Genomic DNA, 13,893 nt, shown 5'->3' with positions numbered 1-13,893 from the left:
AAAAGCAAGGCTCGCCAGCCCGGGACAACGAGCGCGCGATCGGCAACGAGCGCGCCGGCTTGCGCTGACGGCATGATGCGATCATCGGCTAGGCCGGAACCAGCGCCCGCAGGCGTTCGCGCAGCGCTGAGTTCAACAGCGGACTTGCCAGCCCGCCGATCACCGCCAGCCAGATTGCGCATTCCAGGACGAAATGCACGAGCCCGCTTCCCGGCAGGAGCGTGGTGATTGCGAGCCCGATCAGCCAGCCCGGCGCCACGATCCCCGCGGCCGTGAGCATCAGGAACGCGACGTGCCTGAGCGGATGGCGCAGGGTCTGCCATATGATCACCAGCGTAAGCAGCCCGAACTGAACGAGAATGTCGCTCGCGACCACCGCAAGCGCCGCGCCGAGCGGTCCGAGCCTCGGTATCAGGACGAAGGCCAGCAGCAGGAATACGACGAACTGGAGCCCCTTGGTCCGGATCAGAAGCGCACCGCGATCGCTGTGATTGGCAAAGACCAGCGCCATCAGCGAGGGCGCGCCTGCGGCCGAGCCGAGCAGCAGCGTCACCGCAAGCAGCTCGTCATAGGGTATGCTGCCATGGGTCCACAATGCGAAGAAATCGGGCCAGAACGGCAGAAAGCCGGCGACGGTCAGGCACGCAAGCCCGGTGACGAACACCGATCCGTGAGCGTAAAGACGCCGGAGCCGCTCTTTGTCGCCGATTGCATGATCGTGCCCGAGTTCGGCGCCGAGCGGCAAGGCGGTTTGGAGACATAGCCCACGCACCAGACCCGCGATCACGCGCGTCAGCCCCCATTGCACCACTGCGACGCGATCGGTGACGAACGCGGAGACGAGCAGGACCGGAACGTTGACGAGCGCAAGCTCGGTGATGTTGGCGATCGCGAAGGGCAGCGCGCGGCCGAACTGGCCGATGCTCCAGCGCCAGGATGGCGAGATGAACGGCGGCCTTGCGCCACGGCGCAGGAACGGAAACCGGCGCGGCGCGTCGAAGCCGACGATGAAGATCGTGAAGAGGATCTGCGTCGACACGAAGGCGATCGCCACCGCAAGCAGACTTCCGAACATCGCGAGCGCGACAAGCTGCGCGATCTGGCCGAGCAGCAGTGCTGCGTTTTGCAGCCATACGGCCCTGCCATACAGGCCGCGGGCGCGATAGAGGCCGGAGCAGAGGTTGGTGGGCAAACTCAGGAGTATTCCCAGCGTCATCACCAGCATCGCCGCGTCGAATGTCGGCATCCCGCGAAAACCGAACACGGCCGACGGCGGAGCAAGATACTCGGCTGCGCAGAGCAGGACACCAAGCCCGGCGACGATGGCGAAATAGATCCGCAGCATCCCGTGGTAGACGCTCGCCGTGCGCCCGTCGCAATCGGCGCAGGACTTGAAGGCGAGAAACCGATTGACGGCGCGAAGCTGCAATCCGGCATCCGCCACGATGACGAGGCTTCCGGCGGCATAGATCGCAAGCCACCCCGCGAGCACGTCGCCGCTCCAGACGTGCAGGAATGCGGGGATCAGCAGCAACTGCTGGGTCAGGCCCAACAGCATCTGGACCAGATTCGCCGACCAGCCGCGAACGAGCCGGCGGGCCCGCCCGGTACCGCCGGGTCCACCCGCACCCTCGGCCTTGCCGGGCGCGTCAGTCTGCGTGTCGGTCAAACCGCATCCTTCCCGGCAGCGCTCAGAGCCCGTCCGGCTGGCCGTTCTTGGGCGTGGACCGCGGCACGAAGGGCGCGAACGATGGGCCGCCCGCGGTCGGCATGGTCAACTGGCCGCTGCCATCCGCGGAAGCACCCGCCATGCCCGGCGAGCTTGCGGGAGCGGACGCGACCTCCGGCCGCTGCAGCACCAGCACTTCGCTGCGATCGCCCTGCCTGAGCGTTACCTCGCGCGGCTGGACCGAGGTCAGCGACCAGCCGTCGAGCGATTCACCTTGTCGCAGCCGAAGGATCTTCTGGTTGGTGCGGTTGACGAGGATCGCGATCGCATCACTCTCGCCCACCACGGCTCCGACCAGCATCAGCGGCGGCGGCGCCTCAACCGGCTTCGGCGGCGGCGCCTGGGCCTCTTCGGCCGGGGCGGCTGCAACCGCGCGCGGCGGCGGCCGCCGGGTCGCCGAGAAAATCGGGCGCTCCTGGGTCACGGTCAGCGCCGACAGCGGCACCGACCAGAGCGGATTGCCGCGAGGCGTGGGCTTGTTCGCAGCCGGCGCGGGCCGCGCAATCGGTCTGACCGCACCGACATCGACGCTCCCGGCCGGGCTGCCGGCGGTATCGTCAGACAGGATGTCCATGCGCGACGAGGTGGCGGCTACGCTTTCGGTGATGCCGAGGACCGCGCACAACACAGCCACTCCGACCGATCTCAGCCACACCGACATCGAACTCCCCTGCGATCGGCCAGCGCGCGGCAAGCCAGAGGCAGCAAACTAGTTCCGATAGGCCTCACGATCAACCCGCGTCCAACCTGTTCTACCGGATTGGAGAAACTGGGCTTTCCGCCCTGTTGCGGCGCATGGAAATGTTGCCCAACGGCCACGATCGTCGAAATTGCAAACGAAACAGAGTGGAACTCAACGCAAATGGACCTCCATTCATTGCAGGCCTCCGCGACGCTATGGATTATGGCATCCGCGTGCGGCTGCGCTATGCGCACAAACTGCTGATTTTCTTTGTCGATTTGAGAAGACCCAATGGCTGGACCGACAGTGGTGCGCGCAAGGATCGATAGCCGGCTGCGCATTGTGGTCCGTCACTCGCTGGCGACCTTGCTCGCGACCACGGCGCTCGGCGTCGTTGCCGCGCATGCCGTCGATGGCACTTGGACCGGCGCCTCGTCCACCGAATGGACGGACGGCACAAACTGGACATCCAATCCGACGGTGCCGGACGGCACGGCCACTTTCACCAATACGGGCCCGAACACCGTCGACAGCAACGGTCTCGTCAACGTCGGCGCCGTGTTGTTCACGGCTGCACCCAATGCCCAGGCCTATACCGTCAACACCAATGACATCTTCGTGGTCAACGGCGCCGGCATCTCCAATAATTCGACCAACGTCCAGACCTTCAATGTTGGCGCCAGCATGGTGTTCACCCATGCGAGCAGCGCGAGCGGCGGCAGCAATTTCGTGACCTACAGCGTCAGCGGCGGCGCGATGGCCTTCACCAACACGAGCACTGCGGGCACGGCGCACATCACCAACAACGGCGACGTCGAATTCAACGACAGCGCCAATGCCGGAACCGCGACGATCGTCAACAACGTGGTGATGAACTTCAACGATTCGGCCTCGGCAAACGGGTCCAACATTACGAACAACGCCGCCGGCTTCCTGACCTTCAACACCTCGTCCACCGCCGGCACGGCGACGATCGACAACAGCGGCACACTGAACTTCAGCAATTTCACCACCGCAGGCTCCTCCGCCATCACCACCCAGAATGGCGGCACCACGAGCTTCACCGGCACGAGCAGCGGTGGCAGCGCCCGCTTCATCACCAACGCCGGCGGCATCGTCGACATCTCCGGCCTGACCAGCGGCGGCATGACGTCCGGGTCGATCGAAGGCGCCGGCAATTACGTGCTCGGCGCCAACACGCTCACCACCGGAAGCCTCAACACCTCGACCCAGGTCGACGGCGTGATCTCCGGCACCGGCGGCGGACTGACCAAGGTCGGCACCGGCACGCTGACGCTGACGAACATCAACACCTACACCGGCGCGACGACGGTCTCGGCCGGAACACTCGCGCTCTCCGGCTTCGGCAGCATTTTCTCATCCAGCGTTGTCACGGTGAATGGAACGCTCGATACGACAGCGGCCTCGTCGCAAACCGGGATCACGACGCTGGCCGGCAACGGCACCGTGCAGATGGGCCCAACTTACGGGCTGTTCATTTCCAACGGCTCGACCGAGTTCGCAGGCAGCATCAGGACCACAGGGAATGCCGGCCTCGAGATTGGCGGCGGCGTGCAGACGCTCTCGGGCGTGAACACCTACACCAATGCAACCCAGATCGATCCCGGCGCGACGCTGGCGCTCAAGGGCAACGGATCAATCGCGAATTCTCTGTACGTCGGGTTCGGCGGGGCAGGCGCCACGCTCGATATCTCCCAGACCAACTCCGGCGCTTCGGTTGGCGCGCTCTTCTCCTTCGGCAACACCGGCGTCGTCGCGCTGGGATCTAAGACGCTGACGATCACGTTGGCCAGCGGCACTTTCTTCGGCGGCGTGATCCAGGACGGCGGCATCGGCGGCGGCACCGGTGGCAGCGTCATGATCGCGAGCGGCGTCCAGCAGGCATTCTACGGCACCAACACCTACACCGGCACGACGACCATCGCGAGCGGCGGCGAGCTCGATCTCGGCAACGGCTTAGCCCACGACGGCAGCATCGCGACCTCCAGCAGCGTCATCGCCAACGGCGTCTTCGACATCTCGGGCCTGACCGCCGGCACCTCGATCAAGTCGTTGTCGGGTTCGGGCAACGTCAATCTCGGCGCCAACACCCTGACCGTCACCAACGGCAACGGCACCTTCGCCGGAATCATCGCCGACGGCGCCGCCGGCGGCGGCCTCACCAATGCCGGCGGCACGGAAATCCTCTCCGGCGCCAACACCTATAGTGGCGCGACCACCGTGAACGGGGGCAGGCTGGAGGTGAACGGCTCGATCGTCAGCGCGTCCACCGTCAATGCCGGCGGCACGCTCGCAGGCTCCGGCACCGTCGGCAGCGTCGCGGTCAATGGCGGCACGCTCGCGCCGGGAAGCACAGCGAGCCCGACCGGGACGTTGACGATCAACGGCTCCCTGAGCTTCACCGCGGCCTCGACCTATATGGTCCAGGTCTCCTCCACCAACGCCAGCCTCGCCAACATCACGGGCGCAGCCGCGCTCGGCAACGCGACGGTGAGCGCGATCTTCGGCTCCGGCACCGTCAAGAAGCAGTACACGATCCTGACCGCGGCCACGGGCCTCGGCGGTACCCGCTTCAATTCGGCGGTCGTCTCCAACATGCCGTCGATCAACGCGACGCTGAGCTACGACATCAACAACGTGTTCCTCAATATCGGCGTCAACTTCACGCCAAGCGGCGGCGGCCTCAACGTCAATCAGCAGAACGTCGCCAACACGCTGACCAATTTCTTCAATTCGACCGGCAGCATTCCGGCGGCCTTCGCTGCGCTGACGCCTGCGGGACTGACCACCGCTTCGGGCGAGCTCGGCACCGGCATCATCCAGTCCGCGATCAACGCCGACGGCCAGTTCCTCAGCCTGATGCTTGATCCAACCGTCGTCGGACGCTCGAGCGGCTTCACGAAGGCCGGCAGCGTCGCGCAATTCGCCGACAGCGATGACGCGGCCGCCTATGCATCGATGCGCCCGGCCACCACGCGCGAGCGCGAGGCTTACGCAATGGCGACCAAGGCGCCGCTGCTGTCGTCGCAGCCGATCAATCGCTGGAGCGTCTGGACGGCCGGCTATGGCGGCTCGGCGCAGGTCGGCGGCAATGCTGCGGCCGGTTCGCAAGACCTCACCGCGCGGGTCTGGGGCGGCGCGGCCGGCGCCGACTACAGGGTTTCCCTGGACACGCTCGTGGGCTTTTCGCTCGGCGGCGGCGGGCTGAACTACTCGGTTGCCAACGCCATGGGCGCGGGCTCCGCCGACCTGTTCCAGGCCGGCGTCTATGGCCGGCACAATTTCGGCCCGGCCTATATCGCCGCCGCGCTGGCCTATGGCTGGCACGACGTCACCACCAATCGCACCGTGGCGCTGGCCGGCGCCGACCAGCTCCAGGGCCGCTTCAAGGCCGACACCTTCTCGGCCCGCTTCGAGGGCGGCTATCGGTTCACGACGCCGCTGATCGGCATCACGCCCTACGCCGCCGCGCAGGTGACGGACTTCAACCTGCCGAACTATTCCGAAGTCAGCCTCAATGGCGGCGGCCTGTTCGCGCTGAACTATGCCGCGCAGTCGGTGACCGACACCCGCTCCGAGCTCGGCCTGCGCACCGACAAATCCTACGCGATGCAGAACGGCGTGCTGACCCTGCGCGGCCGCGCGGCCTGGGCGCACGACTACAATCCGAGCCGCGCCGTCACCGCGCTGTTCCAGACCTTGCCGGGCGCGAGCTTCGTCGTCAACGGCACCAGGGTCGACGCCGATTCCGCGCTTGTCAGCACCAGCGCCGAGATGAAATGGCTGAACGGCTTCTCGATCGCCGGCACCTTCGACGGCGAATTCTCCGGCAACGTCACCAGCTATTCCGGCAAGGGCGTGTTCAAATACAGCTGGTGAGCTGGCCCTACTTCCCCGCCTGCCACTGGCCGGAGATGCCAAGGATCACCCTGACGCGGCCGGTGCTGACCTCGTTCAGCCCCGTGCTTTGCGGCACCTGGACGTCGAGCTGGTCGACAAACAGGAACGGCATGCCCGCCTCGAGATCGTAGAGCACCTTCTGCAGCGCGGGCTGCTCCAGCTCGCAGCTGACAACGAGACCGACGAAACCGTCCTTCACTTGCGCGCCCGAGACGTCGACCTGCGAGGACTGCACCGAGCCGCCGACATTGCCGACCGCAGCCGCAACCCGCTGCAGCAGATTGGCGCCTGCGACCGTCACCGTCGGTCCCTCCAGGAACGGCGTGCCGGGATGTTCGGCCGAGATCGCCGCGGCATTCTTGGCGGCGCCCTTGCGGCCGCGCAGCTGGTCGAGCAGGTCGGAGGTCTGGGCCAGGGCCTGGCGATGGGCGATGACGTCGGCGATCGACAGGCCCGCCATCAGCAACAGCCCGGCCGTCACCGCGAGATAGAGCGTCACCGCGATCAGCGGCGAGCCGCTCAGCCACCGCGCCACCGCGTTTCCGCCTGCCAGCCCGCTGCTGATGCTGCTGTTCACGGCGCGTTCCTCGGTTCGATCTGCGCCTCGATGTGAAAACGCTCACCGGGATCAGTGGAGCTGCGCGTGGTCGGGGCGTAGAAGGTTGCGCGCGTAAAATGCCGGGACTGCTCGATCAGCGGGATCAGCGAGGGTGCATCGCGGGTGATGCCGACGATCTGGAGCTTATTTCCGGCCAGATGCATCTCGGTGACATAGGTGTGATCAGGCAAAAGACGGCTCAGCGATTCCAGCACGATCACGCTCGCAGGCGTGTCGTATTTGCGCCGCTCCAGCAGCGCCAGCGGCGATCGCTCGCCGCCGTCGGCACCGCGGATCGCGGCACGGCGCTGGGTGATCTGTTGCTCGAGCTCGCTCTCATGCGCGCTCAAACTGTCGGCCAGATAGCCCGCGACGATCGAGCCGAAAACGGCGGCAACCACAGCTGCGGCCAGCACCGCCTGCAGCGTCCGGCTCAACCGCACCGGGTCGATCGCGCCGCGCGATTTCTGCTCGAACACCTTGATGCGCCCGCCCTCGACCGGCTCGGTCAGAACCGCGATCGCGGACGGATGAAATCCGGACACCGCCTCGACATAGCCCATCGCGAGCCGGCGCGGTGCGGCCGCGATCATCGTGGTCATCCCCTCGCTGCCCTGCGCCACCGGCGCGCTGCAACCGAACACGGCGTCGCCCGCGCTCCACGGCGTCAGCCGGTCGATCTGCGCCCGCACGATGCCATCGAGGAAATCGGCCGCACGCGCCGGCAGCTCCAGCGGACGGAACAGGAAGCGCGCCGGCCGCAGCACGATTTCGACACGGCAGCCGCGGACGATCGGCGCGAGATTGGCGCCCGTGAATTTGCCGTCCTCGAATGCGATCTCCTTTGGCGCGTTCTCCGGCTTCGCAGCCCCCAGCGTGAACGCGCCGGTCTCGCCCTCGACCAGCCGCACCAGGCGCGGCGAGACCATCCGCTCCAGTCCGGCTACGGCGGCACCGGCCACCGTGCCGGTCCAGGCATCAAAGATCGCGCGAAGGGAACTGAGCGAACTCATCTCAAAGAGGCTTTCCGGCCGAGCCGTCGAAGGCGTTGTGCCACGACAATACACGATAGGGCTCATCGCCGCTTTCGAGAAGCAGGATGACGATCTCCGCCGAGCTCTGCCGGTGCGACGGTGCCTCGGCAGCGACCGTCACGCGGTAAGCCTTCGATCCCTCGATCGTCGCGCTGGCGCTGCCGGCGAGCCCAATCAGGGACCGCGGGTCCACGTTGGGATCGGCACGGTCGCGCAGCAGGCGTTGCAGGGTCTCCGGCGTCATGTCAGGCAGCGCCGCCACGACCTGCGGCGCGGCATCCAGCACGTTCACGGTGCGCATATTGCTGAACACGGTGACGAAGGGCAGCACGCGCTCGATCACCGCCGGCGGGATGCCGCGCACCAGCCACAGTTCGTCGCTGTGCGGAAACGGCGCGTGGCGCGGCAGATAGGTCGCGCCGAGCGTGCGGTAGTAGGAATCTTCCGGATTGTCCTGGCCTGTCTCCGTCGACGAACGCCACGCCAGGATCCGGTCGGCGTAATCAGGCGCATCCGACGCGGAGACGCCGAGCCCGATCATCAGGCCGGCGAGAACGGCTTTCGGCGCCATGTTGAGATCGATGCGCGCGGCCTCCGAGCGGAACGTCACGGCCACCCGACCCGCCCCGACGCGGGCGTTGAAAGTGCCGCTGGTCGGGCGCGTCGCCTCGCTTTGCGCGGTCAGCCGATAGGCGGCGAGCTCGAGGCCCGCGTTCATCAATGCATCAGCCTGCAAGCGGTCGGTGTTGACGGCGACCGTGACCGCCGTATTGGTGACATAGCTCAGGTAGATCAGTGCGAGCGTGGCGAGCGCAGCCAGCATCCAGAGCACCACGATGACAATGAAGCCGCGGTCATCGCGCAGCGCTTCCTGATCGTGGGCGGCACCGCTCACAACTGCTGCTCCTCTTTCTGCGCCTGTTGCGGCCTGGTACCCGCCGTCACGCAGGTCGTCGGATTCTTGGCCCGCGCGCATTCGGCGGGCGCCGTGATGTGCGGCAACACGGCGGCCGAAACTGCCAGCACCTGCCCGGTGGCGCCGTCGCGTACGGTGACGCGGATGCGCTCCGGCAATTGCGCTTGACCGTGCCAGGTCGGTCGCCACTGCCTGTCAGGCCCGGCATAGGCGAAGCTCACACGGAACGGCGCGCGGATCAGCACCACCTGGTCGACGAAACGAATCTGCCCGTCCGTCGGCATCGGCTGGAACGGCGCGCGCTCGCGCACCAGCGCCAACCCCTGCGCGTCGGCCTTCTCGATCAGGCGGATGAATTCCAGGCCCGGGCGCGCGCTCGGGCCGAGCGCGGTGCGCAGGAACGTCACCGACAATTCGGCGCCATCGAACAGCGGTGTCCTGGCGTCGCCGTTCACTGTCATCTGCTCGGCGACGGTGAGGTCGGCAACGATGCGGTCGAGCCCGGTGGAGAGACGCTCCGCGCGCTGCACCCGCGCAATGCCGCGATTCCAGTTCGGCAGCCACTGCGCCGTCACGGTCGCGAGCGCGGCCAGGATCACGGTCATCAGTAGCGTCGCCAGCAGCACTTCGAGCAGGGTGAATCCCGCCTCGGAAGCGAGCGCAAGATGCAGGCGTTTCATGGCACGGGTCATGGCGCCGATCATTGCGTGGGCCTTGGTACCAGCTTCACTGTCGTGACCTGGATCGCGCTGCCGTCGGCGCGCTGAAGGCGCAGATTGACCGCCAGCGGCACGAAGCGATCGGTGGCAGGATTGCCGCCAGCAACGTTCATCGGCGCGATATCGACGCGCCAGCGACTGCCAGCGAGCTGCCCGCTCTGCCGCCCGGGCTTCAGCAGTCCGCGCGCCGGCAAATCCGCAAGCAAGGTCTCGGCCGTGCCCGCCAGCGCCAGACGCTGGTCGATCGAACGCGTGCCCTTGGTCGTGACGGCGATGACCGAGCCGATGGTTCCGAGCACGATGGCGATGATCGCAAGCGCGACCAGCGCCTCGATCAAGGTGAAGCCGGCTGTGCCGTCAGAGCAGCTTCTGCGGGACAATCTCGACGCCTCCGGTCAGCCAGTTGACGCGCACCTCGTACCCCATGCCAGGTCGCGCCAATGCGATCGTCCCGCCGCACGACATGCCCGACGGGAAGAAATCGATCGACCGCCCGGTGGCGCGATCAGCGCAGCGCGCGGCCAGCGTCGTCTGCACGATCACGTCGCGCGGCAGGCGGATGATTTGCCCTGTGACGCCCGAGCGGATCGCACGCGCCTCCGCGTCGACCTGGGTTGCGACCCTGACCTGGCGGCGCAGCGCGCTGTTGCGATCGGATTTCAACAGCGCCGCAGTCTCGACCGCGTAGCTCTCGAGCTTTGCCCGCGTCGTCGAGCGCGGGATCGCTGGCAGGATGATCGCCGCAAGCAGACCGATGATTGCGAGCACGCACAGGATCTCGATCAGCGCGAAGCCTTGTGCATCCAAGACTTGTGCATCCAAGGTTCGTATATCCAAGGCTTGCGCGTCACCAAGCGGCCTAGCGCGCGCCGCTGACAATGTCGGCTGCCGTTCCACTGCCGCCTTCCTGACCGTCTGATCCGAGTGAGATGATGTCATAGGGAGCGCTCGCGCCCGGCGACCGATAGACATAGACGTGGCCCCAGGGATCGTTTGGCACCACGCCGCCACGCAAGTATGGCCCGTTCCAGCCGGCCTGGTTGCTGCTGCGCGTCAGCCCGGTGAGACCTTCATTCGCCGTCGGATAGCGGCCAAGATCGAGATAGTAGAGATCGAGCGCGCTGGAGAAGCTCTCGATCTGGATTTTCGCGGCCTTGGCCTTGGACTCGCTAAGATAGTTCAGCACCCGGGGGCCGACCAGCGCCATGATCATCCCGATGATGGTGATGACAACGAGCATCTCGACCAGGGTGAAGCCGGCCTCCCCCCGGTCTGCGCAGCGCCGGCTGCGCCTTGACGATACGTGTTTGGTCACCTCGAACCCCTCCCGTACTTTACCCTAACCGACAATCTGGCTCACCGACATCAGCGCCGTCATCACCGACGTAATCAGGCCGCCGACGACCAGGGAGATCGCGATGATCGCCGCAGGCCCCGCAATGCCGACAGCGCGGTCGAGCGTGCGCTGCAGCTTGACCTCATAGAACTCGGCGACCCGGCCGGACAGCATCGGCAACTGCCCCGTCTCGTCGCCGAGTCTCAGCATGCGCACCGCCATCGCCGGCAGCGCGTCCGTTTCGGCAAGCGCGTCGGAGAGCTTCGAGCCATGGCGGACGCGGTCGGCAGCATCGCTCCAGACCGCGGATGGGCCCGTCGTTGCCATCATGTCGATCAGGATGCGCAGCGTGGTGGTGAGGTTGACGCCGCTACCGAGCAGCAGGCCGAGATTGCGGCAGAACAGCGCCGTGCGGTACGAGCGCATCACGTTGCGGATCGCCGGCAGCCGCGTGATCGCATTGGTCATGCCGCTGCGGACGCGCTCCTGGCGCAACAGCAACCACGCGGCGACGATCGTGGCAGCAAGCCCGGCCAGCACAGCGTCGGAATTGCCACGCAAGAAAGTCGAGATGTTCAGGAACACGCCGACGATCGGGTCGACCTTGGCGCCGAAATCCTGCAACACGCTGGCAAATTGCGGCAGCACAAATGTCAGGAAGAACAGCAGCACGCAGCCGGCTGCGCCAAGCACGAAGAGGGGATAGCGGATCGCATCCGTCAGCCGGCGCTTCAGCGCCTCGCCGCGTGCGCGTTCACCGGCCAGCACTTCAAGCACCTGATCCAGCGATCCGGACGCCTCGCCAACCCGCACCAGCGCGATATACATCGGCGGGAACAGCCCCTCATGCCGCACCAGCGCCTCGGCAAAACTCTCGCCGGAAACGACGCGCGCGCGGACGTCGGCGACGACCGGCCGCAATCTTCCAAAATCGGGATCGGCGGCGAGCAGTTCCAACCCGTCATTGATGCGGGCGCCGGCCCGCAGCAGCAGCGCGAGGTCACGGGTGAAGATGGTGACGTCCTCGGCCTTCGGCCTGTTGAAGAGGCTGAGCGCGCTGCGAGCCGCGCTGCCCTCTTCCGGCGTGACGTTGTCGACCAGCACCAGGCCGAGCCGCTCGATTCGCTGCGCCACGTCGCCAGGCGCAGACGCGGCGATGGCCCCCGAGACCAGCTCGCCGTTGGCATTGAGCGCGCGATAGCGATAGTTCGGCATGGTTCTACCGCACTGTCGTGACGCGGAAGACCTCGGGCACCGTCGTCAACCCGGCCCGGCATTTGGCGACAGCATCCTCGAGCATCGTCGTCATGCCGCCCCGCATCGCGGCGGCGTCGATGGTGTGGGAGTCGGTCTGCGGTCCAATCAGCGTGCGGACCTCGTCGGACATTTCGAGGATCTCGAACACGCCGTTGCGGCCGCGATAGCCGGTGCCCCCGCAGCGTTCGCAGCCGCCGGCCTCGTGCACGACCTCGCCGCACTTGAAGCCAATCACGGCAAAGCGCGGGTCCTCGGCGAGATCGGCCTCGGTGAGTGCGTGCGGCATCTTGCAACGGTCACACAGCATGCGAACCAGCCGCTGCGCCACCACCGCGCGCAGCGTCGACTTGAGCAGGAAACCCTCGATGCCGAGATCGATCAGGCGCGGCACCGCCGCAGCCGCGGTCTCGGTATGCAGCGTCGTCAGCACGAGATGGCCGGTGAGCGCGGCATGGATCGCGATATGCGCGGTCTCGGCGTCGCGGACCTCGCCGACCATGATCACGTCGGGGTCCTGGCGCACGAAAGAGCGCATGGCGGATGCGAAGGTCAGGCCGATAGACGGCCTGACCTGGGACTGGTTGATGCCGGGGATCTCGTACTCGACGGGATCCTCGATGGTGAGGATCTTGCGCGTCGGCTCGTTGAGAATCGACAGCATGGTAGCAAGCGTCGTGGTCTTGCCGCTGCCGGTCGGGCCCGTGACCACGATCATGCCATGCGGCATCGCGAGCAGTCGCGTCATCACCTCCTCATCGCGCGCGCCGAGCCCGAGCTTGCTCATCTCCAACAAGCCGCGGTCTCGTGGCAACAGGCGGATCACTGCACTCTCGCCATGCTGGGTTGGCATGGTGGCGACACGGACGTCGAGCTCGCTGCGTCCGACGCGGACACGCGCCGCGCCGTCCTGCGGCAAGCGCCGTTCGGCGATATTGAGGCTGGCGAGAATCTTGATGCGCGAGATCAGCGCCTGTGGCGGGATGCCGTGCGGTGACGGTAGCGGACGCAGCAAGCCGTCGACGCGCATGCGCACTACAAGACCAGCGCGGAACGGCTCGACATGGATGTCGCTGGCACGCAGATCGACCGCGCGCTCCAGCAGATCGTTGAGCGCGCGTACCACAGGCGCACCACTGGCGAGATCGCGCAGACTCTCGATGTCGTCGTCGGACTGCCCCGCGCGGCCGGCGCTTTGGTCTGCATTCGCATCGTCGGCATCGGTTCGCTGATCCAGGACCGTCGTAATGTCCTCATATGACGCTACGACGACATCGACCGGCGTTCCGAACACGATTTCGGCGGCACGAATGGCCGCTGTGTCGGAGGGATCGGCAACGGCCAGTCGAAATCCACCATCCGGCGCGCCAAAGGGAAAGATGGTGGATTCTCGTAGAAATCGCCGCGAAAAACCTTCGAGACGGGGCGTGGTCGTGAGCAGTTGCGGAAAGCTCATCCGCGGCAGAGCAAAATAATCGGACAGCTCGTCGGCGAATTCCGCCGCCGACAGATCAGTGGCCTCCCAAAATTCGCGCAGTGGTCGCGTCAGCGCCGGATTGGCTGACCGTTCGACACGGGCATGCGCTCGCTGCGGCAGTGAATATTTTTCCAGGAGATGCTGCCTGAAGCTATCGGCGGAGCGGTCGCGCATCGCATTCACGGCGTTGACCTTGTTACTTGAATACAACAGCTTCTATGGAGCAC

The 13,893-nt window shown here is 66.3% G+C and carries 12 protein-coding genes; 1 reads left to right on the top strand and 11 read right to left on the bottom strand.

Features of this window, described 5'->3' with window-relative positions; translation table 11 throughout:
- Nucleotides 1-88: 88 nt before the first annotated feature.
- Nucleotides 89-1,669: an MATE family efflux transporter gene (locus ABIA96_RS20730; protein WP_354138895.1), complete on the bottom strand. Its 1,581-nt coding sequence runs from the start codon at nt 1,667-1,669 to the stop codon at nt 89-91.
- 22 nt (nt 1,670-1,691) lie between these two features.
- Nucleotides 1,692-2,390: a hypothetical protein gene (locus tag ABIA96_RS20725; RefSeq protein ID WP_354138894.1), complete on the bottom strand. Its 699-nt coding sequence runs from the start codon at nt 2,388-2,390 to the stop codon at nt 1,692-1,694.
- Between the two features lie 312 nt (nt 2,391-2,702).
- Here ABIA96_RS20725 and ABIA96_RS20720 point away from each other — a divergent pair, with 312 nt between their 5' ends.
- Complete coding sequence (locus ABIA96_RS20720) at nt 2,703-6,311, top strand: autotransporter domain-containing protein (RefSeq protein ID WP_354138893.1); 3,609 nt, start codon at nt 2,703-2,705, stop codon at nt 6,309-6,311.
- Between the two features lie 7 nt (nt 6,312-6,318).
- On the opposite strand, the gene gspM is transcribed toward ABIA96_RS20720, so the two are convergent.
- Genes gspM through ABIA96_RS20675 form a run of 9 tightly spaced genes read right to left on the bottom strand, consistent with a single transcriptional unit; the run spans nt 6,319 to nt 13,840 of the window.
- Nucleotides 6,319-6,909, bottom strand: coding sequence for a type II secretion system protein GspM (gene gspM / locus ABIA96_RS20715; RefSeq protein ID WP_354138892.1), 591 nt, complete (start codon nt 6,907-6,909; stop codon nt 6,319-6,321).
- Entirely contained in the window at nt 6,906-7,943 is a 1,038-nt protein-coding gene (locus ABIA96_RS20710; RefSeq protein ID WP_354138891.1) for a PilN domain-containing protein, read from the bottom strand. The genes gspM and ABIA96_RS20710 overlap by 4 nt, the downstream gene beginning before the upstream one ends.
- Before the next feature lies 1 nt (nt 7,944).
- Nucleotides 7,945-8,859 (bottom strand): type II secretion system minor pseudopilin, encoded by a 915-nt coding sequence (locus ABIA96_RS20705; protein ID WP_354138890.1) that lies wholly within the window; start codon nt 8,857-8,859, stop codon nt 7,945-7,947.
- Nucleotides 8,856-9,572 (bottom strand): hypothetical protein, encoded by a 717-nt coding sequence (locus ABIA96_RS20700; RefSeq protein ID WP_354138889.1) that lies wholly within the window; start codon nt 9,570-9,572, stop codon nt 8,856-8,858. Before ABIA96_RS20700 ends, ABIA96_RS20705 begins: the two co-directional genes overlap by 4 nt.
- 8 nt (nt 9,573-9,580) lie before the next feature.
- On the bottom strand, nt 9,581-9,979 hold the full coding sequence (locus ABIA96_RS20695; RefSeq protein ID WP_354138888.1) for a type IV pilus modification PilV family protein: 399 nt from the start codon (nt 9,977-9,979) through the stop codon (nt 9,581-9,583).
- Nucleotides 9,957-10,496 carry a prepilin-type N-terminal cleavage/methylation domain-containing protein gene (locus ABIA96_RS20690; protein WP_502918838.1) on the bottom strand — a complete coding sequence of 180 codons (540 nt, stop codon included), beginning with the start codon at nt 10,494-10,496 and terminating at the stop codon, nt 9,957-9,959. Before ABIA96_RS20690 ends, ABIA96_RS20695 begins: the two co-directional genes overlap by 23 nt.
- Nucleotides 10,459-10,914, bottom strand: a complete 456-nt coding sequence (gspG, locus tag ABIA96_RS20685) for a type II secretion system major pseudopilin GspG (RefSeq protein WP_354138886.1) — start codon at nt 10,912-10,914, stop codon at nt 10,459-10,461. The genes ABIA96_RS20690 and gspG overlap by 38 nt, the downstream gene beginning before the upstream one ends.
- A gap of 24 nt (nt 10,915-10,938) precedes the next feature.
- Nucleotides 10,939-12,150 (bottom strand): type II secretion system F family protein, encoded by a 1,212-nt coding sequence (locus ABIA96_RS20680; protein ID WP_354138885.1) that lies wholly within the window; start codon nt 12,148-12,150, stop codon nt 10,939-10,941.
- Nucleotides 12,151-12,154: 4 nt separating this feature from the next.
- Entirely contained in the window at nt 12,155-13,840 is a 1,686-nt protein-coding gene (locus ABIA96_RS20675) for a GspE/PulE family protein (RefSeq protein ID WP_502918842.1), read from the bottom strand.
- Nucleotides 13,841-13,893: the final 53 nt, after the last annotated feature.

It is taken from the genome of Bradyrhizobium sp. LB11.1, assembly GCF_040549385.1.
Lineage (GTDB): Bacteria > Pseudomonadota > Alphaproteobacteria > Rhizobiales > Xanthobacteraceae > Bradyrhizobium.
The sequence above is the reverse complement of the archived record's forward strand: the minus strand, read 5'-3'. Positions and strand labels throughout refer to the sequence as shown.